Annotated in this window: 34 protein-coding genes; 26 read left to right on the top strand and 8 right to left on the bottom strand. The window is 63.6% G+C overall.

Going from position 1 to position 25,297, the window contains the following annotated elements; all coding sequences use genetic code 11:
* Positions 1–10: 10 nt before the first annotated feature.
* From U1E26_03170 to U1E26_03155, 4 genes are all read right to left on the bottom strand, one after another.
* A complete protein-coding gene (locus U1E26_03170) occupies positions 11–943 on the bottom strand; it encodes a substrate-binding domain-containing protein (GenBank protein MDZ4168645.1) in 933 nt (310 codons plus the stop codon).
* A gap of 104 nt (positions 944–1,047) precedes the next feature.
* The gene (locus U1E26_03165; protein ID MDZ4168644.1) at positions 1,048–1,842 is read right to left on the bottom strand and encodes an ABC transporter permease subunit; all 795 of its coding nucleotides are present in this window, start codon (positions 1,840–1,842) and stop codon (positions 1,048–1,050) included.
* Between the two features lie 9 nt (positions 1,843–1,851).
* Positions 1,852–2,652: an ABC transporter permease subunit gene (locus tag U1E26_03160; protein MDZ4168643.1), complete on the bottom strand. Its 801-nt coding sequence runs from the start codon at positions 2,650–2,652 to the stop codon at positions 1,852–1,854.
* A gap of 3 nt (positions 2,653–2,655) precedes the next feature.
* Positions 2,656–3,549, bottom strand: coding sequence for an ABC transporter ATP-binding protein (locus U1E26_03155; protein MDZ4168642.1), 894 nt, complete (start codon positions 3,547–3,549; stop codon positions 2,656–2,658).
* A 233-nt stretch (positions 3,550–3,782) separates the two neighbouring features.
* On the opposite strand from U1E26_03155, the gene U1E26_03150 reads away from it, so the two are divergent.
* The 25 genes from U1E26_03150 (at position 3,783) to U1E26_03030 (ending at position 19,134) form a co-directional block, all read left to right on the top strand.
* Positions 3,783–4,232: a hypothetical protein gene (locus U1E26_03150; GenBank protein ID MDZ4168641.1), complete on the top strand. Its 450-nt coding sequence runs from the start codon at positions 3,783–3,785 to the stop codon at positions 4,230–4,232.
* 59 nt (positions 4,233–4,291) lie between these two features.
* On the top strand, positions 4,292–4,438 hold the full coding sequence (locus U1E26_03145; protein ID MDZ4168640.1) for a lmo0937 family membrane protein: 147 nt from the start codon (positions 4,292–4,294) through the stop codon (positions 4,436–4,438).
* A gap of 111 nt (positions 4,439–4,549) precedes the next feature.
* A complete protein-coding gene (locus U1E26_03140) occupies positions 4,550–4,951 on the top strand; it encodes a YggT family protein (GenBank protein MDZ4168639.1) in 402 nt (133 codons plus the stop codon).
* 92 nt (positions 4,952–5,043) lie between these two features.
* Complete coding sequence (locus U1E26_03135) at positions 5,044–5,220, top strand: CsbD family protein (protein MDZ4168638.1); 177 nt, start codon at positions 5,044–5,046, stop codon at positions 5,218–5,220.
* Between the two features lie 31 nt (positions 5,221–5,251).
* Positions 5,252–5,713, top strand: coding sequence for a hypothetical protein (locus U1E26_03130; protein ID MDZ4168637.1), 462 nt, complete (start codon positions 5,252–5,254; stop codon positions 5,711–5,713).
* Positions 5,714–5,877: 164 nt separating this feature from the next.
* Positions 5,878–6,195: a metalloregulator ArsR/SmtB family transcription factor gene (locus U1E26_03125; GenBank protein ID MDZ4168636.1), complete on the top strand. Its 318-nt coding sequence runs from the start codon at positions 5,878–5,880 to the stop codon at positions 6,193–6,195.
* A gap of 77 nt (positions 6,196–6,272) precedes the next feature.
* Positions 6,273–6,509: a thioredoxin family protein gene (locus U1E26_03120; protein MDZ4168635.1), complete on the top strand. Its 237-nt coding sequence runs from the start codon at positions 6,273–6,275 to the stop codon at positions 6,507–6,509.
* A 39-nt stretch (positions 6,510–6,548) separates the two neighbouring features.
* A complete protein-coding gene (locus tag U1E26_03115) occupies positions 6,549–7,535 on the top strand; it encodes a permease (GenBank protein MDZ4168634.1) in 987 nt (328 codons plus the stop codon).
* Positions 7,536–7,563: 28 nt separating this feature from the next.
* Entirely contained in the window at positions 7,564–7,836 is a 273-nt protein-coding gene (locus tag U1E26_03110) for a hypothetical protein (protein ID MDZ4168633.1), read from the top strand.
* A 69-nt stretch (positions 7,837–7,905) separates the two neighbouring features.
* Complete coding sequence (locus U1E26_03105) at positions 7,906–8,079, top strand: hypothetical protein (protein MDZ4168632.1); 174 nt, start codon at positions 7,906–7,908, stop codon at positions 8,077–8,079.
* Complete coding sequence (locus tag U1E26_03100) at positions 8,076–8,780, top strand: cytochrome c biogenesis protein CcdA (protein MDZ4168631.1); 705 nt, start codon at positions 8,076–8,078, stop codon at positions 8,778–8,780. The genes U1E26_03105 and U1E26_03100 overlap by 4 nt, the downstream gene beginning before the upstream one ends.
* 116 nt (positions 8,781–8,896) lie before the next feature.
* Positions 8,897–9,562, top strand: a complete 666-nt coding sequence (locus U1E26_03095) for a TMEM165/GDT1 family protein (GenBank protein ID MDZ4168630.1) — start codon at positions 8,897–8,899, stop codon at positions 9,560–9,562.
* Between the two features lie 167 nt (positions 9,563–9,729).
* Positions 9,730–9,879 carry a hypothetical protein gene (locus U1E26_03090; GenBank protein ID MDZ4168629.1) on the top strand — a complete coding sequence of 50 codons (150 nt, stop codon included), beginning with the start codon at positions 9,730–9,732 and terminating at the stop codon, positions 9,877–9,879.
* The gene (locus tag U1E26_03085; protein ID MDZ4168628.1) at positions 9,880–11,220 is read left to right on the top strand and encodes a ferredoxin reductase family protein; all 1,341 of its coding nucleotides are present in this window, start codon (positions 9,880–9,882) and stop codon (positions 11,218–11,220) included.
* Positions 11,221–11,227: 7 nt separating this feature from the next.
* Positions 11,228–11,842 carry a hypothetical protein gene (locus U1E26_03080; GenBank protein ID MDZ4168627.1) on the top strand — a complete coding sequence of 205 codons (615 nt, stop codon included), beginning with the start codon at positions 11,228–11,230 and terminating at the stop codon, positions 11,840–11,842.
* Positions 11,843–12,044: 202 nt separating this feature from the next.
* Positions 12,045–12,548 (top strand): metallophosphoesterase family protein, encoded by a 504-nt coding sequence (locus U1E26_03075; GenBank protein ID MDZ4168626.1) that lies wholly within the window; start codon positions 12,045–12,047, stop codon positions 12,546–12,548.
* A gap of 161 nt (positions 12,549–12,709) precedes the next feature.
* The gene (locus tag U1E26_03070; protein MDZ4168625.1) at positions 12,710–13,900 is read left to right on the top strand and encodes a hypothetical protein; all 1,191 of its coding nucleotides are present in this window, start codon (positions 12,710–12,712) and stop codon (positions 13,898–13,900) included.
* A 61-nt stretch (positions 13,901–13,961) separates the two neighbouring features.
* Positions 13,962–15,083, top strand: coding sequence for a hypothetical protein (locus tag U1E26_03065; protein MDZ4168624.1), 1,122 nt, complete (start codon positions 13,962–13,964; stop codon positions 15,081–15,083).
* Between the two features lie 14 nt (positions 15,084–15,097).
* Positions 15,098–15,580 (top strand): NYN domain-containing protein, encoded by a 483-nt coding sequence (locus U1E26_03060; protein ID MDZ4168623.1) that lies wholly within the window; start codon positions 15,098–15,100, stop codon positions 15,578–15,580.
* Positions 15,581–15,587: 7 nt separating this feature from the next.
* Positions 15,588–16,355, top strand: a complete 768-nt coding sequence (locus tag U1E26_03055) for a DUF554 domain-containing protein (GenBank protein ID MDZ4168622.1) — start codon at positions 15,588–15,590, stop codon at positions 16,353–16,355.
* Entirely contained in the window at positions 16,352–16,888 is a 537-nt protein-coding gene (locus tag U1E26_03050) for a viscotoxin-A3 (protein ID MDZ4168621.1), read from the top strand. The genes U1E26_03055 and U1E26_03050 overlap by 4 nt, the downstream gene beginning before the upstream one ends.
* Positions 16,889–17,092: 204 nt before the next feature.
* Positions 17,093–17,719, top strand: coding sequence for a YhbD family protein (locus U1E26_03045; GenBank protein ID MDZ4168620.1), 627 nt, complete (start codon positions 17,093–17,095; stop codon positions 17,717–17,719).
* Between the two features lie 21 nt (positions 17,720–17,740).
* Complete coding sequence (locus U1E26_03040; GenBank protein MDZ4168619.1) at positions 17,741–18,466, top strand: polymer-forming cytoskeletal protein; 726 nt, start codon at positions 17,741–17,743, stop codon at positions 18,464–18,466.
* Between the two features lie 49 nt (positions 18,467–18,515).
* On the top strand, positions 18,516–18,740 hold the full coding sequence (locus U1E26_03035) for a CopG family transcriptional regulator (GenBank protein ID MDZ4168618.1): 225 nt from the start codon (positions 18,516–18,518) through the stop codon (positions 18,738–18,740).
* Positions 18,730–19,134, top strand: a complete 405-nt coding sequence (locus tag U1E26_03030) for a PIN domain-containing protein (protein ID MDZ4168617.1) — start codon at positions 18,730–18,732, stop codon at positions 19,132–19,134. Before U1E26_03035 ends, U1E26_03030 begins: the two co-directional genes overlap by 11 nt.
* Positions 19,135–19,147: 13 nt before the next feature.
* Here U1E26_03030 and nth read toward each other — a convergent pair whose 3' ends face one another.
* The 4 genes from nth to U1E26_03010 form a co-directional block, all read right to left on the bottom strand.
* Entirely contained in the window at positions 19,148–19,852 is a 705-nt protein-coding gene (nth, locus tag U1E26_03025) for an endonuclease III (GenBank protein ID MDZ4168616.1), read from the bottom strand.
* Positions 19,853–19,913: 61 nt separating this feature from the next.
* Positions 19,914–21,077, bottom strand: a complete 1,164-nt coding sequence (locus U1E26_03020; GenBank protein ID MDZ4168615.1) for an ATP-binding protein — start codon at positions 21,075–21,077, stop codon at positions 19,914–19,916.
* 127 nt (positions 21,078–21,204) lie between these two features.
* Positions 21,205–22,416, bottom strand: a complete 1,212-nt coding sequence (locus tag U1E26_03015; GenBank protein ID MDZ4168614.1) for a M28 family peptidase — start codon at positions 22,414–22,416, stop codon at positions 21,205–21,207.
* On the bottom strand, positions 22,413–23,054 hold the full coding sequence (locus U1E26_03010; protein ID MDZ4168613.1) for a hypothetical protein: 642 nt from the start codon (positions 23,052–23,054) through the stop codon (positions 22,413–22,415). The genes U1E26_03015 and U1E26_03010 overlap by 4 nt, the downstream gene beginning before the upstream one ends.
* Positions 23,055–23,268: 214 nt before the next feature.
* On the opposite strand from U1E26_03010, the gene U1E26_03005 reads away from it, so the two are divergent.
* Positions 23,269–25,296, top strand: a complete 2,028-nt coding sequence (locus U1E26_03005) for a ribonucleoside triphosphate reductase (GenBank protein MDZ4168612.1) — start codon at positions 23,269–23,271, stop codon at positions 25,294–25,296.
* Position 25,297: the final 1 nt, after the last annotated feature.

The raw sequence follows: 25,297 nt of genomic DNA, 5'->3' as shown, positions 1-25,297 counted from the left end.
CTTCGCAAGGCTACTTCGCGTTCGGTACGAACAGCGGCTCGCCGAACTCTTCAACGCCGAACTCGCCAATCAGCTTCTGAGCCTCGTCGCCAAGCACCCAGTCCCAGAACGCCTGGCCGCCCGCTTGGTTCTTTGCCTCAGTGACGACGATGGTGCCGTACTGATTCAGAAGCGTAGGATCCTTCTCAAACAGGATTTCGAGGTCGAGCGCGTCCCTCATTGAGAGGTACGTCGCGCGGTCGGCCATCGTGTAGGCCTGTTCCTCAGAGGCGATCTTGAGCGTGTCACCCATGCCCTGTCCGGTCTCTTCGTACCAATCATCGGTCTCAGGGGTCGGCGTGGGCTCAACGCCGGCCGCAGGCCACAACTGGAGTTCCTTCTTGTGGGTACCGGAGTCATCGCCGCGAGAGAAGAACTTCGTCTTGCCCTCGTCGCCAGCCTTCTGGATCGCCGTCATCGCCGCCTCGATGTCCGCCGCGCCCTTGATGCCAGCCGGGTCGGAGGCAGGACCCACGATGATGAAGTCATTGTACATGACGTCCGCACGCTCGATGCCATAGCCTTCCTCGACGAACACCTCTTCATCAGCGGTTGCGTGAACCAGAAGAACATCCGCATCCTTTGTCCGACCCAGCTCAAGGGCCTCGCCTGTGCCTACGGCGATAACCTGCACTTTGTACTCAGGGTTAGCCGCTTCGAACGCGGGAATCAGTTCGTCAAAAAGCCCTGAGTCCTCCGTCGAGGTGGTCGATGACAGAACCACGTTCGTTGGCTCGGCCGGTGGCTCCGCGGTGTCTGTCGTCTCGCCACAGGCGGCGAGGCCCAGTGCCAAGACGAGCACGAACCCCACTATGGCCAAGCGCCTCCAAGACGCTTCTCTCACGTATCGCACATCGATCTCCTCTCGAATCGTGGAGCAGATGAGCTGCTCCAGCGTGCGCACGCACTAGGCACGCTAAGTAGGTGCTTACCCTTTGGCTCCGATTGAGAATCGGACAACCAGGCGTCGGCGCGCGGACACACTCTGGAGTTGAATGGCGCTCGCTCTCAGATCGTGAGGTCTCGCGCGGAGTAGAAGCGATACGTCCCGAACACCGCGACGCCGATGATGATGGCGGACAGCCCGATGAAGAACGGGTCGAGTCCGTCGGCGATGAGTGCGGCGGCGTCGAAGTACTTGAACGGCGTGAAGTAGCCCAAGAAGCCCCAGCTCTCGTTCAGGTTGACCGCGTAGTAGAGCAAGTACGTGAAGAACATGATCGAGGTCGCCCGCGAGGCGGCGGCCTTGGGCCGATGACTGGTGCCCGCCACCAGCGCACCGATCGAGAAGAAGATCAGCTGTACGAACAGTAGGCCGGTCATCAACACGAGCATCTCTTCGGCGAACGCCTCGTCGGTACTGAAGTAGTCGACGAAGTAGAGCGATGAGGCGAGCGTCACAAGGTTGAAGGCGATCACCATGACAAGACCCGCGGAGAGCTTGCCGGTAATCACTCTATTTCGCGACGCAGGCTTGGCGAAGAGAAACTCAGAGGTGCGGTCCCGTTCCTCCTTCGCGATCAGCTGCGAGCCGAGAAGCACCGCGTGCACGGCTCCCATGACTGCGAGGTACAAGAAGAGTATCCCGTAGAAGCCCAGAGCCGTAGTCAGGTCGAAGCCTTCCAGACCAAAGATCACCCGGATCGCCGTGGGAAGCTCGTCCATGATCTCGACTACCGACTGTCCGGCAGCATCATAGGCCGCGAACTTCGCCATGCCGGAGTAGACCATGACCACGATGCCGATGGACCAGAACAGCAGCCCCCACCGATGTGACTTCAGTTCACGCAGGAATACGTTCATGTGTGCCACCTATGCAGCCGCGCGGATGTCCTTCTTCAGAAAGATCACGTAGGTCGCGACGAGTGCCGCGACGACGAACACCACCGTGAGCAGGAGATACTCGGTCTCGAAACTCTTGTTCGTGATGATGTAGGCGGGGTCGAAGTACCTGAAGGGCGACAGCCAGCGAACCTCGACATTGTCGAGGACGTCGCCGATCACCCCGATGATGTAGAAAGCGAAGACCGTCGGCAGGGACACGGCGATCACCGACTTGATCTTGGGGACGGTCACCGAGAAGAGCGCTCCCAGTGCGAAGAAGAAGAGCTGCACGAACAGCATGGTCGACGCGAGCAGAAGCAGCGCCTGTGAAGAGAACGCCTCCGTTGTCGAGATCGAGACCGCAAGGTATGAGATCGCGACGAAGACCACGTTCGTGAACAGGATGACCGAAAGCGCCGCCGTCAGCTTGGCGGTGACGATCCGCGACCGGGACACCGGCTTCGAGATGAGGAAGTCCGCGGTCTTGTCGGTGACTTCCTTGGAGATCACACCGACCCCGAGGTTCATGGCCTGTATCGCTGCGGCCAGGACTGCGAAGCCGAGCAGGTAGCCATAGAAGCCGAGTACCGACAGGAACGTCTCGGCCGAGATGTTGACCAGTGCGCGGATGGCCTCCGGGAAGTTCTCCAACACCGCGTAGAGGCCCTCGACGTCGGCAGAGAACGCCGGATACATCGCCATGAAAGCCAGCGCGATCGCCCCGAGCGAACCTGCCCAGGTGAGCGCTGACTTCCGGTAGGTCATGATCTCTCGGAGGAATATGTTCATGCGCTACTCCTCCTTCTGGTAGTAGTGCAAGAAGATCTCCTCCAGGTCCGGCTCTTCCACCTGCAGGTCGCGCAGGTCCTGCTGGGCAAGGACCTTAGTGACGTCGTTCACACGACCACGGAAGAGGAAGCTCACCGTGTGGTTCGACACGGAGAGATCGCTCACGCCGTCGATCTGGAAGCGCGTTGAGTCGGGTGGCTCGGCCGTCTCCAGCGTGAAGCGCTTGGTGGCGTTCTCCAGAAGCGTCTTGATCGTTTCGACCTTGATGATCGTGCCGTCCTTGATGATGCCCACCCGGTGGCAGAGCTTCTGGACCTCAGACAGAATGTGCGAGGAGAAGAGCACAGTGGCCCCCCGCTCGTTCTCTTCCCGAAGCAAGTGGAAGAACTGCTGTTGGATGAGAGGGTCCAGCCCGCCGGTGGGCTCGTCCAAGATGATGAGCTTGGGCTGATGCGCGAGTCCCTGGATGATGCCGACCTTCTTCTTGTTGCCGTACGAGAGGTCATCGATCTTCTTCTTCAGGTCGAGGTCGAGAAGATCAGCGAGTTCGTGGATATGCTTCTCGGCGGCGCCCCGGTCCCTGTCGTAGAAACTCACCGAGTACTTGAGCAAGTCGATCGCACGCATGTCGTCGTAGTAGAAGACCTCGGAGGGCAGATAGCCCACCTGCTGGCGAATCTCGGGACCGGAGGTGAGGATGTCCTTGCCGAACACCGTAGCCGAGCCGCTCGTGGGATGGATCAGGCCGAGCAGAGTCCGGATGGTTGTGGACTTGCCGGCGCCGTTCGGACCGATGAACCCATAGATCTCACCCTCATGCACGGTCATGTCGAGATCGACGATGCCCCGTGACGTGCCGTAGTACTTGGTCAGCTTCGAAGTCTCGATCGCATTCATCTCTACTCCACCCGGTAGCCGCTCGGCGCGCACTCGATTCACTCGGACTATGTTCCCGCTTGTCGACGCGCAAAGACGCACGTCAGAAAACTCACCTTGAGGCGCGCCCGGGCGGGGTACTCCTCGCCAGCTCTCTCCTCGCTTCGGGCTCGTCGCCGGCCGCGAAAGAGCTGCGGTTAAGCGAAGCTAGCTTCGGGTACATAGTAGGTAACAAGCTGCGAAAGGCGGATAAGATGCCCGACATGGTGCATGTTCCTGTTCCCGTTGATCGGTTGCAGGAAGTCTATGAGGTTTTGGCGCGCAGGCCGGTTGGAACCCAGGCCATGGTTGTGAGCGAGGACGGCTATCCCAGCGGATGGAACCAGGAGCTGATCGACCGCATGTTCATCGAGTCATCGAGCGCCATGAGACGAATCCTGAGTGCCCTAGCTCAGAGGGCGCCTAGCTGGGTCACCACCGGCGCTATTGCCGATGCCTCCGCGCTAACGGCCCGACAGGTTGTTGCGTCGCTCGGACCGTTTGAGAAGCGTTGTCGCGGCCGTTACGGGATGAGCGTCCGACCGTTCGCGGCACGGGAGTTCGTCGACGAAGGCATTCTGAAGTACTCCATGTCGCCGGCAGTGGCGAGTAGGACCCTTGAACTGGCCGCTAAGGCGGAAGCTGACGAGAAGGTGAGCGCCTGAGTAGAGCGCACCGCACGGCACCGAACCGAGACATCATTCGCCCTCAGGAGGCGATTCAAATGTTGTGGACCATCATCGTAGTGTTGGCAGTGCTCTGGCTTCTCGGCTTCAGCTTGAACATCGGCGGTGGGCTGATTCACGCGCTGATCGTCATCGCGCTCGTCTTGCTTGTGTTCAACCTCATCTCGGGTCGTCGCACCGTCTAGTGTGACCGCCGCGGGCCAAGACCCGCTGTCGGCACACCGCTCGACACTGATCCGGCCAACCCGCCGTGCGGCACAGAGATTCTGTGCGCCGCGGACGAAGGGAAGTGCGTCATGTCCCATGCAACCGCTGCTTCAGTCAATCGGAGCCAGCTCCATACCGAAGTCCGATCACCCATCGAGGCGGTGATGGCTCGTGTCGTCTGGTTCGCGTTCGGCGCCATCGAGATACTCATCGCCATCCGGTTCGTCCTTACCCTCTTCGGCGCCAACGCCGAGGCGGGATTCGTGAAGTTCATCTACGCCGCGTCCGACGTATTCATGGCCCCGTTCAACGCGATCTTCAGCACCGACCGTGCGTCCGGTGTGACCTTTGAGTGGAGTGCACTCGTGGCGATCGCCGTCTACGCACTGATCGCTTGGGGTCTCGTCGCCCTGATAGGTGTCGTGAGCCCTCGCACGCACGCGCAGACCGTCGAGCGTGTCGAGATCGACGAGGACGTCCAGACCCGGTAGCGCTGCCGGTCGCCCCAGAGTCGGGGTGGACACCGCGTAGCGGATCATTCGAAGCGTACAGGCAGACCACATAAGCGAAAGAGGCGAGGAACATGAGTGAGCACAAGACCGAGGACATGAAGGGCCGCATGAAGGAGGCCGTTGGAACCGTCACGGGCGACAAGGGTCTACAGCGGGAAGGCAAGATGGACCAGGCCAGTGCTGCGACCAAGAAGACCATCGATGGGGCCGCAGACGCCGTGAAGGATGCTATCAGCCCTAAGAAGTAGCGAGTCTTCGACGGGCCTGGAGGTAGTCAGAATGCCGTCCGATATCCGGGTGCTCCGCCCCCATGAGTTTCTCAGATCGACCGAGGATGGACGGCTCGATCTGGAAGAGGCAAAGAGGCTTCTCGCCGAGACCGCCTTGGCGTCGCCGCGAGCGAAGCGCTACGACGTACTCGTCGACACACGGAGCGCTCAATCAGAAATGACCGTATCCGACCTCCTGGATCTGGCTTCTGGACTTCGTGCGGTCCGCGGATCGTTTGCCGGGAAGACGGCCTTCGTGGTCTCGCCACAAAGGGTCGATCATGCGGAGTTCTTCGCGGCCTTGGCAGAGAAGCAGGGCTTCGAGGTGAGCGTGTTCACCTCACTGGGCGATGCGATGACGTGGCTGATCGATGCGGAAGGCGGCACCCCTGAGCCGAGCGGTACTCAGCGCGTGGACCCGTTTGGGCGGTCACTTGCGGGCATCGCGGACTCGAGCCGCGGCGATTACTAGCGCACGGGTCTGTCTCTGAGCAGACAGCCTGAGAAAGAAAAGCCTCACTGGAGCCCAGTGGGGCTTTCTTTCGTCGTCGAAGGCGGAGCGCCTTGACCGGTGCCGTCCCACGGGTCTAGTCTGGGGTTGGATAGTTCGATGAACTTCGAACAAGGGATGTCACCGTGGTCACCAGCACGAAGGCGAACACAGAGAATCTGGATGCCGTGTTCAAGGCGTTAGCTTCGTCGCGCCGACGCGAGATCCTCGCGATGCTGAGCGCCACCGACAGCGAGGCGGCCAAGACCTGTTGTGCCGCCCACGAGGTCTGCGCCTGCAAGATCTCGGGCCGTTTGGGACTGTCAGCGTCGACCACGTCCCATCACATGTCGATCCTGCGCGATGCGGGGCTTGTCACCGGTCGCAACGAGGGCACATGGACGTACTACACGCTTCGTCGCGATGGGCTAGCGGCGGCGGCCGAAGCGCTGATCAGCTTCTAGCAAGCCAGCGCAGCCGATGGGCCCCGTCTGGTTGTGGACCGATAGTTCGACAGACTTCGACCTAGGAGGAGAGCGGCATGGAGATCAAGGTGCTCGGACCGGGATGCGCAAACTGCAACAAGCTCGAGGACGCCACCCGCAAGGCGGTTGAGAAGGCCGGGATCGACGCGACCATCGAGAAGGTGAGCGATCTGCAGGAGATCATGGGCTACGGAGTCATGTCGACGCCGGCGCTCGTCATCGATGGCGAGCTTCGCGTCGCAGGCCGTGTGCCCTCGGTCGACGATCTCGTCGCTCTGCTTCAGAGGGGCTAACGCATCGTGCTTGAGGCCATTGGCAACGTTCTCGGGTGGATGAACGAGAGCTTCCTCAAGATGACGTGGCTCAACGAGCTCGTCGGCCGCTTCATCGAGGACGTGCTGGGGCTGTCACTCACGAGCAAGCTCGGATCAAGCCTGCAGTTCTTCGTCTACGACACGGTCAAGATCTTCGTGCTGCTCTCGGCGCTGATCTTCGCCATCTCCTACGTGCAGAGCTACTTCCCGCCTGAGCGCACCAAGGCGATCCTTGGCAGGTTCAACGGGATCACGGGCATGATTCTTGGCGCCCTGCTCGGCACGATCACGCCGTTCTGCTCATGCTCCTCCATTCCGCTGTTCATCGGTTTCACGTCTGCGGGTCTGCCCCTGGGTGTGACGTTCGCATTCCTGATCTCTTCGCCGCTGGTCGACCTCGCATCGGTGATGCTTCTGGCGAGCATCTTCAACTGGACCACGGCAATCGCCTACGTGATCGTGGGTCTGGTGCTCGCCATCATGGGCGGCTTCGTCATCAGCCGCCTGAAGCTTGAGCGCTACGTCGAGCCGTTCGTCTACGGGAGCCCTATGCCCGACGCGGATCTGCCCGAGCTGACGAGGGCTGACCGCCTTGCCTTCGCCCGTGAGCAGGTCGTCGAGATCGTCACGAGGGTGTGGCGCTACGTCCTGATCGGGGTAGGGATCGGCGCGATCATCCACGGATGGATACCGGGCACGTTCATCTCGGCCGTGCTCGGCTCCCAGAACCCGTTCGCCGTCATCATCGCCACAGTCATCGGCGTCCCCATGTACGCTGACATCTTCGGCACCCTCCCGATAGCCGAAGCACTCGTGGGCAAGGGAGTTGGCTTGGGCACGGTACTCTCCTTCATGATGGCGGTCACGGCATTGTCGCTTCCCTCGATGATCATGCTCAAGAAGGTGGTCAAGACCCCGCTGCTTGCCACCTTCTTCGGCATCGTGGTGACGGGAATCATCATCATCGGCTACACCTTCAACGCCTTCGGGCGACTGTTCATCTAGACGCGGTGCGCCCAGGAAGAGGAGTGACATGACAGAGGAAGATGGCCTGCACGAGCCGACGCCAGAGCAGCCAACGACGAAACCGGCTGCGTCGACCCGGTTGGTCGTCGTGTTCGCTGTGATCGCAGTGTTCGCCGGGGTCATCGTTGCGAAGTATCTGCCGCCGTCCTGGGCGGGCGGAAACGACAGCCCCGCTGCCCAAGCGTCGCTGACATCGGTGCGCAACGACGCGACCGCCGACTACGAGGCCGCCGTGAAGTCCGGCAAACCGATCTACGTCATGTTTCACTCGATGAGTTGACAGTCATGCCTCGATATCTCGGCGGTCGCCGACACGGTCATTCCAGACTACGAGGGCAAGGTCGTCTTCGTGAACGCCATCACCGATGACGCCTCAGCGCAGCAACTGGCGTCGAAGTTCTCGTTCCAGTACATCCCGACATCGTTCTTCGTCGCGTCCGATGGTGCGGTCGTGGATTCGCACACCGGCCCGTTGTCCGAGAGCGAGATGCGGGCTCGGCTCGACAAGCTGGTTGCCGAGTGAACGTCGAGTCGCTCGCGCAGGATCTGGCCGTCGGCGCCGCATGGGGTCCGGTCGCGTTCGGCATCGCTTTTCTCGGTGGACTGGTCGCCGGTCTCGGGCCGTGCGTGCTTCCGATGATCCCGGCGGTGTTCGGCTACGTGACCGGTCAAGTCGGCGAGGCCGAGGGGAAGGCGGCTCTGGTTCGGGGATTGGGCCTGTCAGCCGTGTTCGTGCTGGGTATGAGCCTTGTCTTCGCTGCGATCGGCGCGGTGGCGGGGCTGATCGGGCGTGCGTTGATAGTGGACTCGTGGGCGTACTTCGTGGTGGCCGCCATCTGTGTGGTGATCGGCCTGCAGATGCTCGGGGTCATCACCCTGCCCGTCGACCGGTTGAACCGCTGGATTCCCGTCAAGCGGCCAGAACGCCGGGGGGTTCTCGGTGCGCTGCTATTCGGCATGCTCTTCGGCCTGGTGGCGACACCGTGCTCGACGCCCATCCTGGCCGCGATCGCCGCCATCGCAGCCACTACCGGCAACGCAGCGAAGGGCGCGGCGCTGCTGTTCGTCTACGGCATCGGCAAGGGCATGCCGCTGTTGCTCCTGGGTGTTGCATCCGGCTCACTCGTCTTCATGCGCTCTGTCTCGAGAATGACGCCGACGCTGACCAAGATCGGGGGCGTCGGCATCATCGCCGCGGGTGCCTATCTCGTGTGGATTGCCTGACTAGCGGGTGGGCAGCGGACACGCGCGATCGTGGACTACGCCCCGCGAACTCGTGCTTGACGGACCTGTTCAGGCTGACGTAGGGTTCGCCACTCCGAAGGGGAGTCGAGGAGAGCTTGGCCTACATCTTCTTGGTTGCAGCGGGGCTCATCATGATCGGCGAGCTTGCCGACAAGTCCCAGTTGCTGGCACTGATTCTGGCCACCCGCTACAAGGCGTGGCAGGTCATCACAGGCATCTTCATCGCAACGTTCATCGTGCACTTCTTCACCACACTGGCAGGTCAGTTCCTCGGCGCTGCCATTCCGCCCGGCGTCATACCTTGGATGACCGGCGTCCTGTTCATCGGCTTTGGGATCTGGACCCTTCGCGGAGACAAGGTCGAGGAGGAGGAGGCCGACAAGGGCGGCAGGTTCGGCCCCGTGATTGCGACATCGATCGCTTTCTTCCTTGCCGAACTGGGCGACAAGACCCAGATCATGACCCTCGCCATAGCGGTCGACCCCGGCTCAGCGCTGCTCGTGTACCTCAAGAGCGCGGGGCCAACCGTGCAGGGGTGGCTCGCAGGTCTTGGCTCGCCTGAGGCGGTGGGGGCGACCGGTCGTTTCTGGGCGGTGACGCTGGGCTCCACCGTCGGGATGGTCGTGGCGGATGCGATAGCAATCGGCATCGGACGGATTCTGGGCACGCGCATGCCGGAGCTGCTCATGCGGCGCATCTCGGGCGCCATCTTCATCCTGTTCGGCATCGCAAGCATCGGCTCGGTGCTCCTGTCCGGCTAACTGGGCCGAGCGGGGGCCCGGGGAGTCGGGGGGCAGCCGAACGCTCGGTGTCATCGATGCGAACGGGTACAACTACGCAGAGGGTTCACGACGGTGAGGTCGACCGGCCGGACACCTTCGGTGCGGGGCAGCTCGGTTCGCCTACGTAGCTTTGGAAGGGAGGTCGTGTGGGCAAGGAGGCACGATTCGGTGAGTTGCACATCGACGAACACGGCCTGTACATGCCTACGCTGGCCTACTCGCTTGAAGTCGAGCGCGAGGACGAAGTGGACGCTGATCGGTTCGTCCGGGCAGTCCGCCGGGCGAAGCGACATTAGATGCGTCTCATCATTCGGGGGGTCTTCTGGTTCGGCCTCTACGCATTCCTAGTGATCTTCCCGCTCGTGATCGGCGTGGTCTTCATCGACCCCGCGGACTCACCCTACTTCCTCATCAACCTCGCAGCAGCGTTCGGCTACATCGGGCTCGCGCTGATGGCCGCAGAGCTCGCGCTCGTGTCGCGTGTCGGCGGTGCAGCCGGTGCGTTTGGAGAGGATTCGCTACTCCAGTTCCACCGCCAGATCGGTATCTCGGCACTTGCACTGGTGACACTGCATCCCCTTCTGCTCGTGCTGACGGACGCCTATGAGTTCGCGGTGGTTTTGCCGTGGTCGGGATCGCCATGGCCTGTGTGGATGGGCTCGGTCGCGTTCATTTCGGTGCTGGTCTTGGTCGGCTTATCGGTGTTCCGCAAGCTGCTGAAGACACCCTACGAGTACTGGCAGGCCACGCACGGGGCGCTGTCCCTGATTCTCATCGGCACCGCGGGAGTTCACATCGCAACAGTCGGGCGGTTCTCCGCGATTCCGGCGATGCGCGTGCTGTGGGCGGTGTACATCGCGGTGTTCGTCGGCCTGTTCATTCGCTATCGCCTGATTCGACCGTTGCACATGCAGAAGCGGCCGTGGGAGGTGGTTGAGAACAGGGTAGAGATCGGCGATGCACGCACGATCGTGCTACGCCCGGTCAACCACCACGGCTTCACCTTCGAGCCCGGACAGTTCGGCTGGGTAGGATTCGGCAAGTCACCGTTCGCTCTCACACAGCACCCGATCTGTTTGTCGTCGAACGGCGACATTCCCACGCCTGCCGGAGACATCGCCTTCACCATCAAGAACCTGGGCGACTGGTCAGGCACGGTGGTGCCCCGAGTCCAGGTTGGCGACCGTGCGTGGGTCGATGCCCCGTACGGCGTCTTCACCATGGATCGCGAGGAGGGCGCGGGATACGGGTTGATCGGCGGGGGTGTGGGTATCACGCCGGTCTTCTCCATGCTGCTTTCGATGGAGAGCAGGGGGGATGTCAGGCCGGTCGTTCTGTTCTACGGCGCCAACAGCGAGAACGACCTCATCTTCAACGATGAGATCGACCGGCTCGATCAGCGCATGCAGAACCTGAAGGTCGTGCGTGTCTTGGCTCGACCGAGCGATAGCTGGACTGGTGAGAGCGGCTTCATCAATGCCGACGTGCTCAGGCGCCATCTGCCCGATCCCCTCTACAAGCGTTTCCAGTACTTCATCTGCGGTCCTAATCCGCTGATGGATGCGATGGAGGGTGCCCTGCCTGCTATCGGGGTGCCGGTCGATCGTGTCCATACCGAGCGCTTCGACATGGTGTGAGGTAGCCGTGAATCACAGGATCGTGAGCGCAGTTGTGGGACTGATCGTCGCCATGTTCGTCGTGTCGGCGTTCGGTTTCGCGTGGGCCGTACAAGTCCGCGTGCCGCAGGATGCGGGTCGTGCCGCGGCCGGCATCGTCCCGCATCCGGCCGATGCGCGCACTGAGGACTGTGTCGGTTGCCACACCACGTTGGCGAAGGCGTTGCCGTACACGCATCGCTACTTCTCCAACGGGACGTGCTTCTCATGCCACGGGTGGCGCCCCTTAGGGCTGGTCCCTCACTCGCTCGCGATGGGGGACGCTCGTTGCGTCTTGTGCCACGGAGACCCTGGCCAGGATCTGGGCATGCCGAAGGGCCATCTGCAGCACAGTGAGAAACGGTGCTCGTTCTGTCACCGCCCCGATCCTGACAAGGCCACGCGACAGCCGAAACCGGCAGGCGAGTCCCTCAGGCTCAAGCCGACACTCACGCATCCGGTGACCGGCGCATTCGCCAACTGTCTGTACTGCCATCGGCCGGTCGGCGAGCCCTCGCTTCCCGCCAGTCACGTGGCGTTCAAGCAAGAGACCTGTACGTGGTGCCACATCGTTCCGGCTGAGGTGTCAGGCGCGGGCCCGTAATCGTCTCGCTTTGTTGCTCAGGGCGCGCTTGTCGCACTGAATGGTTGGCGGGCTTCACACCGTGGTATACAGGTGGAACTCCTTGACGAGCGCGTTGGGATCCCGCGGCGGCGGGAAGTCGATGCGAATCGATTCGCACCCGTGGTCCGCAGGGCCATCCGGTGTCAGCACTGACAGGGCGATTGCGAGAGGTTGAACACAGATGCCGCGAATCGGAGTCATCAGCGATACCCACGGGTACCTTGACCCCGCCGTGCTCGAGCTCTTCGCTGGCGTCGATCTGATCATCCATGCCGGTGACATCGGCGACACCGCAGTGCTGGCCGCGCTCGAGAAGCTGGCGCCGGTGGCTGCGGTCGCCGGCAACCTCGACCAAGGCGAGCTTGGAGAGCGTTTGCCGTCCGAGGCATGCGCCAGCATCGGCAAGGTGCACTACGTGATCGGTCACAAGCGAAAGCGGCTGATGAAGCGGTTCCTCGCCGGCAAGCTCGGGCACGGCAAAGAGGCGACCCCTCCGGATCTGGTGGTGTACGGGCACGAGCATCAGCCGAGCATCACGTGGACCGACAAGACGCTCTTCCTCAACCCGGGTTCAGCGTCGTCTCCCTACGAGGAGGACGAGACCCCTACGGTGGCCATCGTCAAGACCGTGGAGTACGGGTTGTCGGTCCGGTTCATCCCGCTTCCGCGACGCGAGGAATCGTAGTCGTACGCTCCGACGGATGACTACTGGAGCAGGGCGCGGTCCAGGGCGTCGCGTCGGGACCTCCCTGCTTCGTGGTACCCTTCTGTGGCACGTTACCTGCAGGTTTGCCAGATCAGTACGAGATCTGCCGACCGCATCTTTGAGGATGATCGACTCCGCGCATGAGACGCCTCGCGCACTTCCCCATCATCGCGGCCGCCTTGCTTGCGGCCCTGCTTGTCCTGCCCGCTTCAGCTCACGCTGTGCCGTCGGCGGAGGCAGATAAGGCCGCGGCGATCGAGGCGAAGAAGGCCGAGGAGGCCGAAGCGCGCGTTCAGATCGAGCAGATGCGCCTCGACTTGGGCGCAGCGGTGGCTGAGTACATCGAGCTGGGAAGGGATATCGAGCGCGCCCGAGCCGACGTCTCTCAGGTCACCACGGAGCTGGCAGCCATGCAGTTGGAGCTTGAGGCTGCCGAGGAAGCACTGACCCGCCGAGCTGTGGAGATGTACCGCGGCGAGCGGACGGACATGCTTCGGCTGCTGTTCACTTCAAAGACTCTGCAGGACCTTTGGGCGCGCTCGACCTACCTCGCCATGATCGGTCAACGGGATGTACGAATCATCAGCGACGTGCGCCTCGCTCGATCAGAGAACCTGTGGCTGCAAGACGGTATGTACAAGAAGCTCGACCGCTTGTCTGATCTGCAGCAGCGCGCCGATGAGCAGCGCTCGCGTATCGAGAGTGACATGGCTGCTCAAGAGTTGCGCGCGGCGCAGCTCAAGGTGGACCTTGCGCGCCTGATGTGGGAGCCGACTCCAGGCGTGGCTGTCTCGGAGGACGGATTCAATCCGAATACAGTCATCAGCGAGCAGGTGTACCGCGATGCGGCGTCGATGACAGTCGAGCAGGTGCAGGAGTTCCTTGAGAGTCAACCCGGCACGCTTGCTCGCTACCGCGCCAAGGACCACGCCGGCGTCGAGAAATCCGCGGCACAGATGATCCATGAGGCCTCAGTCCGGTGGGGCGTAAGTCCGAAGGTGGTCATGGCGACCCTTCAGAAGGAGCAGTCGCTTCTGACGCGTGGCAAGCCCTCGCAGACGGCGTACGACTGGGCGATGGGTTGCGGAAAGACCGACAGCCGGACGTTCACCAAGTACAAGGGTTTCGGCATGCAGATCTGGTGCGGCGCGGAGAAGCTCGCGAACCTGGGCAAGGGCTGGCGTCCGGGCATGTCGATGAAGATCGACGGGAGCGTCATCCACCCGAGCAACCCGGCAACCTACGGACTGTTCCGCTACACACCGCACTTCAGCGGAACGATGTCGTTTTGGATGATCTACTGGCGCTACTTCGGTGACCCGGGAGTGTAGACGCATCCTGAGGGGTGTATGCTCGCGAGAGGGGCATCTGCTCGCGTCGAGGGGAGGCGTCATGAGGTCGGGTATGCGGCGTTTCACAGTGCTGACCGTGCTGGCCGTCGCGTTCGCGCTTGCAGGAGCGACGCAGGCATTCGCGTTCTTTGAGGATCCGAGGGTCAACGGCGGGGCGCGCGTCGACGCCGACGACATCGGGTCGGCTGTGTACGTACCTTCCGGCGTACGGGGCAGCTTCGTCTCTCCGTCCGATTCCGACGATGTCGTGCGCGTCCGGCTCTTCAAGGGCGAGGATGTGTATGTCTTTCTCGCGCGCCAGGCTGGGACTGGTACCAACGTCTTTCTCTATGGCCCTGGTACGACCACGGTGGTGGGCAACGACGACGGAATCGTGGCGGAGGGTGAGGCGCTGACCGACGACCCCGACCTGCTCATCTTTTCCTACAGGATCCCCGAGACGGGTTACTACTACATTGACGTTTGGCATCCGAGCGGAGGAGCGTCCGGCGGATACGATTTGCGCTACACCTCGGAATGGGGCGATGACCGGGATCTGCCGCCCGGCGTTGCGCTGCCGACAAGCGGTGTCGTTCCCGGTCTTCTTGATCAGGTGTACGACCTTGATGATGTCTTCAAGGTGCCACTCAAGGCGGGAGACAACTTCACCGCGAAGATCACCGACGCCGACGGCTGGCCCGGCATCGACTTCGACCTATTTCTGTACAAGCCGGGTGCCCCCGACGTCTCTCCGGCGTCCGATTCGTATCTGGCCAAGGAGGCGAAGACCGCTCTGACGGTCGGCGAGCGACTTTCGTTCGTCGCTCCGACCGCGGGCGCCTACAGCCTTGATGTGTTCGCTCAGGCGGCGGGAGGGGACTACGAGCTCAAGTACTCGACGCTCACCGCACCGGCAGGGCCCACGAAGGCGGCGTACTGCTATCTGTCGCCGCGAGTCACAGCCGGCACGAAGCCCGTGTCGTTCGAGGTCTATAAGAAGGTCGGTTCCACGTACAAGTTCTACAAGTCGTACCCTGGCAAGGCGGTCAACGCGGGCACGCGGTCGAAGTGCGTGGCATCATTCACGCTCTCGCCGAAACACAAGTGGCGTGTACGTTCGAAGACGTCTTCGCACGGGCTCGGCACGCGCTACAGCGGCTACGTCAGCGTCACGTTCAAGTAGGTCGTTGCAGCCGCATGCTCATCCTCGTCGATGGCTACAACGTCACCATGCGCGACCCCGCGCTCGCGGGGCGCTCCAAGCAGGCGCAGCGCGATGCGCTCAGCGAGCGTTTGCGCTCGCGTGCTAGCAGGCTTGCACCGCGCGGGCGCATCGTGGTGGTGTTCGACGCGCGCGAGTCGATAGGCGCCTCCAGCGAGACCATTGGAGCGCTGCAGGTGGCCTACGCCGCCGACGCCGATTCCGAGATCGTGCGTCGAGCCTCGGGCGCAAGCGGCCAAGTCGTCGTCTACACCGACGACCTGCGGCTTCGCGCCCGCATCTCGCAAGACGTGGGGCGACATGTGGAGTATCGTGACGTCTCCGCGCTGTTCGTCGGCGCGAAGCCTGCTCCCGGCAAACGGCTCGGGTCGATTGCCGCCGAGGAGGGGCTTCCGAAGGGCGCCAAGGACATCACCGCAGAGCTCGGGGAGCTCTGGCTCGACGAGAACGGGGAGTGAGACGGCTTTGTTCGGACTGGGAGTCATCGCGAACGTGGTGGCCGTGCTGGTGGGGACCGCCATCGGTCTGCTGTTCGGTGGGCTGATTCCGGAGCGCATGCGGGAGACGACCTTCCGAGCCATCGGGCTTGCGGTCATCGTCATCGGCTTGGGCATGAGCATCGGCGGTCTCACCCAGATGGGCCAAGCCTCGGGCATGCTCGGCCGATACTCGGCACTCGTCTTCGTGGGGTCGCTCGTGATCGGCGCTCTGATCGGCGAAGCATTGCGCATCGAGTACTGGCTGGAGCGCTTCGGCCACCGCCTCCAAGACCTCTCGTATCGCATGCCGTGGCTGGCGCCGACAGCGAAATCCGCCTCAGACGAGCCCGGCGAAAAGGGCCACACGCTGGTCGAGGGCTTTGTCACGGCGTCGCTGCTGTTCTGTGTCGGGGCGATGACGGTGCTCGGTTCCATCCAAGACGGACTGGGCGACCCCTCCACGCTCTACCTGAAGGCGATGCTCGACGGCCTCGCCTCGATCGCGCTCGCATCCACGTTGGGGGCTGGCGTGGGGCTTTCGGTGATCCCCATCCTCATCATCCAGGGCGGAATCGCACTGACCGCTTCGCAGCTGTCCGGAGTGACACCCGAGACCGTAGCCGCAATCGAGGCGGTCGGCGGAGCGCTCATCGCCGCAATCGGACTCGATCTGACGGGCATCAAGCGACTCCCCGTGGGCAACCTTCTTCCGGCGGTATTCGTGGCTATGGCGCTCGCCGTGATCCTATCGTGACCGACCTACCGCCCGCCGACGGCACCCTTCACCTGCGAACAGCGGGGTACTGCGTGCTGTGTGATCGCATCGTCGAGCGGCTTGCGAACGGGACCTGCGCCGCCGGACATCCCGCGGAGGCCATCTCGGGACGTATCGTGCTGACGGGCGAGGAGCCCGTTCCCCAGCTACCGCGATTCAATCTCGCGGCCTTCCTGCTGCCCCCCGTCTGGGGACCCGCCCATGGTCTGTGGGCCGGAGCGATCTTTCTGCCGCTGCTGCTGTTTGCCGACAGCATCCTGCGCTCCACCGGCAGGGGAGCGTTCGCCGTGGGTGGTGCGCTGTTCGTCATCGTGGCGACTCTGGCCATGATGGCGTGGTTCGCCAAGCGGGCAAACGGGCTGGCGTGGCGTCGCGTGAGCGATCGGGTGAGCGTCGCCGAGTACGTTCGTCGTGAGCGCCTCTGGGCCGCGGTCGCCGTGCCGACGGCAGCAGTGCTCCTGGGCGCTGCACTCTACTTCGATCTGGTGATACTTCCGGCACGCACGGGCTGACAGAGCAGGTCTCACGTCGCTCTTGGCCTGCGGCGGCCGCAACTAACTGAACGTGTTGCGACGCGGCTCTCAATTCACCCTTGCGTAGCGTAACAATGTGATGTTATATTCCCATCAAAGGGGGTATGAACCCCTTGACCGGTTCCACCCGCGGCGTAGTCGCCGATGACGGGCAGCCGATTCTCGTTCAAGGAGGTGTGATTCGTGGATTCCGACCTGATCTCGAAGAAGGACCTGCTGGCGCAGACCGGCATCAGCTACGGCCAGCTCTACCGCTGGAAGCGCAAAGGGCTCATCCCCGAGGAATGGTTCGTGAAGAAGTCCACGTTCACCGGTCAGGAGACGTTCTTCCCGCGCGACAAGATGGTGGCTCGCGTCGAGAGGATCCTGTCGATGAAAGACGAGGACATCTCGCTTGACGACATCGCCGACGTGGTGACGCCGGATCTTTCGGGGGTGAGCCTGTCGGCTGAAGAGGCGGTGCAGCACGGCGTGGTCTCTGAGCCAGCGGCGCGCATCTTCGCCGCCGCCCATCCGGACGTGACCGCGCTGCGTTACGGCGAGCTGCTCTCTGCCTTCGTGGTGGACGGGCTGCTCAAGACCGGAGACGTGAGCATCGACGAGGGAGCCATGGTCCTCGCCGCGCTGGAGGAGGGGTTGCCCAGCTTCGAGGGGCGTGAGGCCGATGTGATCGTGGCGCGCAAGATGGGCGTGGCCTTCGTGCTGCTCGTCTCGAGCTCGGCCGAGATGTGCCTTGAGTCGGCGACCAAGGTCGTGGTGAGGATGAATCTACAGGAGAGGACCGAGGCGCTCGGCGCCCGGTTGAAGTGATGAAGGGCCAGGCGAGAGACAATGGCTGAGAACATGGCGGACGCACGAATCAACGGAGACGGTACGGTCGGGGCGGGCACCTACGGCTCGATCGTCCTCAACGGCGCTGGGACCGTGACGGGGGACGTCGCGTGCAACGAGCTGACGGTGAACGGGGTGGGCAAGTGCCAGGGCTCGGTGAAGGCCGACACGATCACGGTCAACGGGGCTGGCACGTTCGACGGGCCGGTTCAGGCCGGTGAGTTCCGGGCGAATGGCTCGGCCGATGTGCACGCAGGTATGGGCGTCCGGCTCCTCAAGGTGGCAGGGACGCTCGCGGTGGACGGCGGCGTGGCCGCCCATGCGGTCGAGTTGAAGGGAGACATGCGCGTGGGCGGCGACCTGGAGAGCGACACGCTCACCGGAGAAGGCCGCTTCGCGATCAACGGCATGCTCAACGCCGGTTCCATCGAACTACGGCTGCACGGGCGTAGTTCGGTCAATGAGATCGGCTGCGAGCGAATGGTCCTGCGCCCACCCGACGGTATCACCGCGATCTTCTCCGCATTCGCGGACCGGCGCCTTGTTGCCACCACGATCGAGGGCGACGAGCTCGAGCTGATCGCGACGACGGCCAAGGTCGTACGCGGAGGGCGCGTCACGCTGGGCGAGGGCTGTGAGGTGGACCTCGTCGAGTACACCGGCTCGCTCACGAAGCTCGCGGGCGCGCAGGTGCGCGAGGAGCGCAAGGTGGAGGCCGCCGGGTAGCCATCGAGTCGCGCTTGCCAATGATAACAGTAGAGTACACACTGTTATCATGATACGGACTCAGATCAGTCTGTCGCGCGAGGACTATGACGCGGCGAAGCGCGAGGCGGCCCGGTTGGGCATCTCGCTCGCCGAGTATTTTCGACGTGCGCTCAAAGCGGTCCTCCCCGTTTCTGACCTGCAGCCGTGGATGGCGTTCGCAGGCATGGTGGACTCGGGCGACCCTGCTGCAAGCGACAGCGTCGACGACGTGGTTTACGCGCATGAGGACTGAGGCCTACGTCGACACCTCCGCGCTGATCGCGTTCGCCGACGCGTCTGACCGCCATCACCGTCGGTTCAAGGACCTGTTCGCCGATCCGCCGGCGCTGCTTACATCGGAGCTGGTCGTGGCCGAAGGACACGGCTGGTTCTTGCGTCGCTTCGACAGAAGTCATGCGATGAGGTTTCTCTCCATGGTCGATGCGATGCCTTTCACCGTCGCAGCGGTGGGGCACGACGAGCGCACGGCGGCTATCACGGTGCTGAGTCGGTTCGGGGACCAGAAGCTGACCCTGGCGGATGCACTCGGCCTGCACCTCATGGAGACACACCGTGTGGGCGAGTGTTGGTCGACCGATTTCCACCTGGGTCTGACTGGTGTGCCGCTGGTTGGCGAAGCCCGCTGAGTGGCCAGCGAACCTAAGCCGTCTCTCGCCAGCCCGCGGGTTTGAATGCGGTCGGGCACACGTCGTTGAGGAAGCACGCGCCGCAGGTGGGGCGCTTCGCGGTGCAGATCGCACGGCCGTGGTTGATGAGGTCGTAGTTGACCCGGTGCCAGTGATCCGGCGGAAACAGCTCCATAAGGTCCCGTTCGACCTTGTCGGTGTCTTTCTCTGTCGACAGGCCGAAGCGGTGGGCAAGCCTGAACACGTGCGTGTCGACGGCGATGCCCTCGACTTTCCCGAACGCCTCTCCCAGCACGATATTGGCGGTCTTTCGCGCGACGCCCGGTAGGGAGGTCAGCCCCTCCATCGTGTCGGGTACTTTGCCGTCGAACTCGGCGACGATGCGTTGGCACGTGGCGATGATGTTCTTCGCCTTCTGGTGGTAGAAGCCGAGTGTCTTCACGTAGCCCTCGACGTCGACCTGGTCGGCGCCAGCGAGGTCGGCCGGGGACGGGTAGCGTTCGAACAGCGCAGGCGTCGCCTTGTTGACGCCAACATCGGTCGTCTGTGCCGACAGAATCACAGCGATGAGCAGCTGATACGGGTTCGCGAACTCGAGCGCGGCGTGGGGGTCTCCGTACTCGGCCTCGAGGCGCTCGGCATACATCGGCGCCAGCCGCTCGCGCTCCAGGCGCGGCAGGTCGGGGATGGGTTCAGCAGTCTGCTTGACGGCGCTCACAGGGCGCTCCTCGGCGTCGGCGACGGGTTTCGCCAAAGAGGATACCCGTCGGCCGGGTCGCTCAGCCTGCCAGCGCGGTCCACGGCACGGCGAAGAGCTTCTCGCCCAGCTGCTGCGTCTCCGTCCCGCCGTACACGACGACTCCGGCAACAGCGTTCGGCGTGTCACGCAGGAACGCGCGCAGACCTGCGGTGTCGCCGAATCCGACGCGCGACGAAACCCTGATCTCGATTCCTAGGCAAGCTCGCCCGCGCTCGACCACGACATCGACCTCGGCGCCCACCACCGTGCGCCAGTAGTACAGCCGAGGCGGTGGTGTCATGAGCTGACAGAGGGCGGCGAGGTGCTGCAGGACGAGTCCTTCGAACACAACGCCCGCTTCACGTGAGCCGCGCAGTGATTCCAGCGTGTAATGGCCGGCGAGAAATGAGGTCAGACCGCTGTCGAACAGGTAGGGCTTCGGCGACTTCACCAGTCGGGTCGTCCGGTTGCCGGAGAATGCGGCGAGTAGGCGTACGGCGCCGGTGGTCTTCATCAGGTCGATGTAGCGGTACGTCGTGGGCTGGGTGACGCCGACGTCTCGAGCCAACTCCGACCGGTTGAGCACGGCCCCTTGGCGCAGGGCGAGCGCCTCCATCACCCGGCGGTAGTCCGGCAGCGAACTGACTTGTGCAATCGCCCGCACGTCCCGCTCGAGGTACGTCGCGACGTAGCCGTCCCACCACGCCGGGACTGATCGCTCGGGAAGTGTCAGGAAGCGCGGCATCATGCCGCGATACGCGAGCGCGTAGAGGTCTGCCGGCTGCCGCATATCGTGGTCGACGGTAGGCGCGTCGCCATCCAGCAGGCGCTCAAGCAGCGTCGGCGCAGGCCGGCCTTCCCATTCGCCCAGGGTCAGAGGGCCGAGTTCGAGGTAGCTTGCGCGTCCCGCGAGGCTCTCGCTCACGTGCTGCATCAGCAACAGGTTCGCCGACCCTGTGAGCACGAAGCGACGACTGGAGTCGCGGTCGACGGCGGCCTTGACTGCGCTCAAGACGCCGGGCGCTTTCTGGACCTCGTCTAAGACGATGGCATCGTGCCCCTCCCACAACGCGTGCGGATCCTCGCGGGCAGCCGCCAGCGCATCGAAATCATCGAGCGTGACCTGATGCCAGTCGCAGAAGGGGGGCTCGCGGCGCAGCAGGGTGGACTTGCCCACCTGGCGCGGTCCGGTGAGGACGACCACAGGGAAATCCTCGGCGCGTGCGCGCACGACGTCGGCTGACCATCGACGGCGATAGCCGACAGGGAACTCTTCTTCAGCGTATGAATGAAAATCATTCATAGCGTGAATAATATTGCACCCCGATTTGCTACGCAAGCGCCTCGATCACCGAAGCGATGAACCGCGCGGTGGCCACGATGATCTCAGGGTTGGCCAGTTCGGGCGTATCGGCAGCGGTATGCGCGACCGTGGCCTCGATGTCGAAGAGCCCCGTCGAGGTGATCGCCATCGCCGGGACACCTCGCATCGCCAGCACCATGTGGTCACTCATCGGCCACTCGGGCCCCTCAACGATGTGCTCCGCGTCTGCCGCGACGGCACGCACCGTAGCTGCCAGCTGGTCGGGGCAACCGTAGAACGAGATCGCGCTCTCGTCGCCGATCCGTGCTGCCGCGTCGATGTTGATCGCAAGGACGACGTCGCCCAGCGAGTCCTCGTGCTTGGCCAGATAGGCCATCTCTCCGTAGGCCGCGAAGTTGTCCTCGCCGTTGAAGGGGACCAGTTCGATGGTGAGCGCCGATCCGCTCTCAGAGAGCAGGTCGGCCAAGGCGAGCAGCACGCAAACCCCCGTCGCGTTGTCCAAGGCACCCGGAGTCCCGTGCCGACTGTCGATGTGAGCGCTCACCAAGACCCGTCCGCCGCCGGTGCCGGCCCTGCTGCACACCAGTTGCTCGCCGGTGGCCGCCACCTGACGGGAGTCGATTTCAAGTGAGACCACCTCGCCATCGTGTGCCACAAGCGGCGCGCCATCGACGTCGGTGAGATACGCCGAGGGCCAGCCGAGATCGGCGTCCTCGAACAGGGGGAACGGGTAGAGCGCGCCGGCCATGGGCGTCCGGTCGGTGGCGGCGATGACGGCGCCGGGACGCGCTCGGTCGATGGCGGCCAGGATCCGGACGTGCGAGTCCATCTGGTAGAAGGGGTAGTGGCGAGGAGTGAGCTGCTCCTCGGCGATGGCGCCATGAAGCAGCAGGATCGAGCCCGGTGCGTCGAGTGCCTCAAGCTCCTCGACACGGGAGCACGTCACGAGCGGCGCTTCGCCGCGGTACGGAGGTGAGTACGGGCCGACGTGGAGCGCCAGGTCTCGCCCGTCCGCCAACCGCAGCGATGCGGAGCCGGACTCCCAGTCGACGCAGTCGAAGGGGAGGCGTTCGACCCCGAACCCTGCTGCCTGTGCTTCGCGCGCGAACAGCTCGTTCGCGGCTGCGACGCCGGGTCCGCCCACGTGGCGGTCGGGATGTGTGCTGCACAGCGCTTCGAGGCGTTCGGCCGCGCGGGCTGAGAGGTCGTGAGCGGTCATTGCGCCTCCAAGATGTCGGTTATCGGGCCGGGGTCGCGATTGCCGATCTTGAGCCGGCTCGTGTCGATGACGCCACCTGCCGTCTCGAGCGCAGAGTAGACGTCGACTCGCCCGCTGGCGGTCAACGTCGAGCCCGCCTGGAAGTTGCCCGCGAGCAACTTCAGGTCGAGGCCCTCGAGCCGCGCGTCGCCGGCGATGCCATATATGACGAGCCGCTCCGCCTCGTACCCGTCTGTCACGAGCGTCCCGCCGGCCACGGTCACTGACTCGAGCGTGTCGGACTCCAGCGTCCACGTGACGCCGCTCATCGCCGCCGGCAGCGCGTCGGACGGGAGCAGACCCGCGAGCAACACGCGGGGGTCGGCATCATCGAATCCACCGAGCTCGGCGAAGTGACCGTCCGTCACGCGGATCATCATCAGGGGCCACCTCGTGAGCGGGACGTCAGCCGTCAGGCGATTGGCGGGACCCGACTTGAGCGTCAGCGTGCCGCCGTTGAGCTGCAGCTCATCGACGCCCGCGAAGTCGCGACTCACCGGAATCGCCGCCGTGTTCGCGAATGCACTCAATGCGAGCGTCGCCAGCACCGATGCGACGATCACGATCAGAAGCCTGCGGAACCCCCCTGCTGCACGCATGGCACCGTCCCCTTTCGGCGGGTCGCACCGCGCTCAACTGTACCAGCGCCGGACCCTGCGAGCCACCTGCGCCGCTCGTCGGATGGCAGTCGGCCGCCCGGCGCCCGGCACCTTGCCGCTCATCAGGATTCCGTCACGATGCCCCCAGATGTTGTGGTAATGTTTCACGCACCACAATATATGGGGGTTCACAGAAGCATCGAGAGGGGCAGTAGTGGCGGAGGAAGTCATCCGTTCGGCACCGTCAGGCGTCATCAAGCGCGAGGGCGAACGCGTTGACTTCGACGCGGAGAAGATTCGCTCGGCGGTCGAGCGGGCCGGCATTGCCTCGGGCGAGTACGACGCAACTGAGGCGCTGCTGCTCACTGCCCAGGCGATCAAGGTCATGAAGCACCGATTCGGCGACCGTGAGCCTGACATCGAGCAGATCCAGGATGTCGTCGAGCAGGTGCTCATCAGCGCGAACCACTTCGCCACCGCGCGTGCCTACATCGTCTATCGCGAGCAGCGCGCTCGTTTCCGCGAGGACAAGAAGACCGTCGTCAACGTCGAGACGAGCGTCAACGAGTATCTCGATCGCGCCGACTGGCGCGTGAACGCCAACGCGAACCAGGGCTACTCGCTGGGCGGGCTGATCTTGAATGTCTCGGGCAAGGTCATCGCCAACTACTGGCTGTCGCACGTGTATCCGTCCGAAGTCGGTCGCGCACATCGCGACGGTGACCTGCACATCCACGATCTGGACATGCTCGCGGGCTACTGCGCCGGCTGGTCGCTGCGCACGCTCATCACCGAGGGCCTCAACGGTGTGCCCGGCAAGGTCGAGTCGGCGCCGCCGAAGCACCTGTCGAGCGCGGTCGGCCAGATCGTGAACTTCCTCGGCACGCTGCAGAACGAATGGGCGGGCGCGCAGGCGTTCAGCTCGTTCGATACCTACCTCGCGCCGTTCATCCGCTTGGACGACCTCAGCTACGACAACGTGCGCCAGTCGATCCAGGAGCTCGTTTACAACCTCAACGTGCCGTCGCGCTGGGGCACCCAGACCCCGTTCACGAACCTGACGTTTGACTGGACGTGCCCCGACGACCTCAAGGACGAGTACCCGGTCATTGGGGGTACGGTCTGCGACTTCACCTACGGCGAGTTGCAGCGCGAGATGGACATGATCAACCGCGCTTACATCGAGGTCATGACCGAAGGCGACGCCAAGGGGCGCGTCTTCACCTTTCCGATTCCCACCTACAACATCACGCCCGACTTTCCCTGGGAGAGCGAGAACGCCGACCTTCTCTTCGAGATGACGGCGAAGTACGGCCTGCCGTACTTCCAGAACTTCCTGAACTCGGAGCTGTCGCCCAACATGGTGCGCTCCATGTGTTGCCGTCTCCAGCTCGATCTGTCAGAGCTGCTCAAGCGCGGCAACGGCCTGTTCGGCAGCGCCGAGCAGACCGGCTCGCTCGGGGTGGTCACGATCAACTGCGCGCGTCTCGGGCACCTCTACGAGGGCGATGCGGCGGCGCTCTACGGAGCGCTCGACCGGCTTCTCGAGCACAGCCGCACCTCGCTCGAGCTCAAGCGCAAGGTCATCCAGCAGCACATCGACAACGGGCTCTTCCCGTACACGAAGCGCTACCTGGGCACCCTGCGCAACCACTTCTCGACCATCGGCGTGAATGGCATCAACGAGATGATCCGCAACTTCACGGGCGACACCGATGACATCACGACCGAAGCCGGCGAGCAGTTCGCGGTGGCTTTCCTCGATCATGTCCGGGAGCGCATCATCGCCTTCCAGGAGGAGACCGGACATCTCTACAACCTCGAGGCCACTCCCGCGGAGGGCACGACCTACCGATTCGCGCGCGAGGACAAGAAGCGGTTCGGGGACGCGATTCTGCAGGCGGGAACGCCCGAGAACCCCTACTACACCAACTCGAGCCAGCTGCCCGCCGGCTTCACGAGCGATCCGTTCGAGGCGCTCAGGCGCCAGGAGCCGCTCCAGCGCAAGTACACCGGCGGCACCGTGCTCCACCTGTACCTCGGCGAGCGCGTGAGCTCGGTCGAGGCATGCAAGAAGCTCGTTCGCCGCTCGCTCGAGGGCTTCCGTCTGCCCTACATCACGGTCTCGCCGACGTTCTCGATCTGCCCGACTCATGGGTATCTCGACGGCGAGCACCGGTTCTGCCCGAAGTGCGACGCCGAGGCGATCGCCAAGAAGCAGGCCGAAGCCTGCTGCGCCTAGT

This window comes from Coriobacteriia bacterium (assembly GCA_034370385.1).
Classification (GTDB): domain Bacteria; phylum Actinomycetota; class Coriobacteriia; order Anaerosomatales; family PHET01; genus JAXMKZ01.
This window is presented reverse-complemented; position numbering and strand designations above follow the sequence as displayed.

What these genes read in the sequence shown, in the direction of transcription:
- U1E26_03165 (MDZ4168644.1), bottom strand. Translation starts at nt 1,842, where the DNA reads ATGAACGTATTCCTGCGTGAACTGAAGTCACATCGGTGGGGGCTGCTG.
- U1E26_03160 (MDZ4168643.1), bottom strand. Translation starts at nt 2,652, where the DNA reads ATGAACATATTCCTCCGAGAGATCATGACCTACCGGAAGTCAGCGCTC.
- U1E26_03155 (MDZ4168642.1), bottom strand. Translation starts at nt 3,549, where the DNA reads ATGAATGCGATCGAGACTTCGAAGCTGACCAAGTACTACGGCACGTCA.
- U1E26_03150 (MDZ4168641.1), top strand. Translation starts at nt 3,783, where the DNA reads ATGCCCGACATGGTGCATGTTCCTGTTCCCGTTGATCGGTTGCAGGAA.
- U1E26_03145 (MDZ4168640.1), top strand. Translation starts at nt 4,292, where the DNA reads ATGTTGTGGACCATCATCGTAGTGTTGGCAGTGCTCTGGCTTCTCGGC.
- U1E26_03140 (MDZ4168639.1), top strand. Translation starts at nt 4,550, where the DNA reads ATGTCCCATGCAACCGCTGCTTCAGTCAATCGGAGCCAGCTCCATACC.
- U1E26_03135 (MDZ4168638.1), top strand. Translation starts at nt 5,044, where the DNA reads ATGAGTGAGCACAAGACCGAGGACATGAAGGGCCGCATGAAGGAGGCC.
- U1E26_03130 (MDZ4168637.1), top strand. Translation starts at nt 5,252, where the DNA reads ATGCCGTCCGATATCCGGGTGCTCCGCCCCCATGAGTTTCTCAGATCG.
- U1E26_03120 (MDZ4168635.1), top strand. Translation starts at nt 6,273, where the DNA reads ATGGAGATCAAGGTGCTCGGACCGGGATGCGCAAACTGCAACAAGCTC.
- U1E26_03115 (MDZ4168634.1), top strand. Translation starts at nt 6,549, where the DNA reads ATGAACGAGAGCTTCCTCAAGATGACGTGGCTCAACGAGCTCGTCGGC.
- U1E26_03110 (MDZ4168633.1), top strand. Translation starts at nt 7,564, where the DNA reads ATGACAGAGGAAGATGGCCTGCACGAGCCGACGCCAGAGCAGCCAACG.
- U1E26_03085 (MDZ4168628.1), top strand. Translation starts at nt 9,880, where the DNA reads ATGCGTCTCATCATTCGGGGGGTCTTCTGGTTCGGCCTCTACGCATTC.
- U1E26_03075 (MDZ4168626.1), top strand. Translation starts at nt 12,045, where the DNA reads ATGCCGCGAATCGGAGTCATCAGCGATACCCACGGGTACCTTGACCCC.
- U1E26_03070 (MDZ4168625.1), top strand. Translation starts at nt 12,710, where the DNA reads ATGAGACGCCTCGCGCACTTCCCCATCATCGCGGCCGCCTTGCTTGCG.
- U1E26_03065 (MDZ4168624.1), top strand. Translation starts at nt 13,962, where the DNA reads ATGAGGTCGGGTATGCGGCGTTTCACAGTGCTGACCGTGCTGGCCGTC.
- U1E26_03060 (MDZ4168623.1), top strand. Translation starts at nt 15,098, where the DNA reads ATGCTCATCCTCGTCGATGGCTACAACGTCACCATGCGCGACCCCGCG.
- U1E26_03040 (MDZ4168619.1), top strand. Translation starts at nt 17,741, where the DNA reads ATGGCTGAGAACATGGCGGACGCACGAATCAACGGAGACGGTACGGTC.
- U1E26_03035 (MDZ4168618.1), top strand. Translation starts at nt 18,516, where the DNA reads ATGATACGGACTCAGATCAGTCTGTCGCGCGAGGACTATGACGCGGCG.
- U1E26_03030 (MDZ4168617.1), top strand. Translation starts at nt 18,730, where the DNA reads ATGAGGACTGAGGCCTACGTCGACACCTCCGCGCTGATCGCGTTCGCC.
- U1E26_03015 (MDZ4168614.1), bottom strand. Translation starts at nt 22,416, where the DNA reads ATGACCGCTCACGACCTCTCAGCCCGCGCGGCCGAACGCCTCGAAGCG.
- U1E26_03010 (MDZ4168613.1), bottom strand. Translation starts at nt 23,054, where the DNA reads ATGCGTGCAGCAGGGGGGTTCCGCAGGCTTCTGATCGTGATCGTCGCA.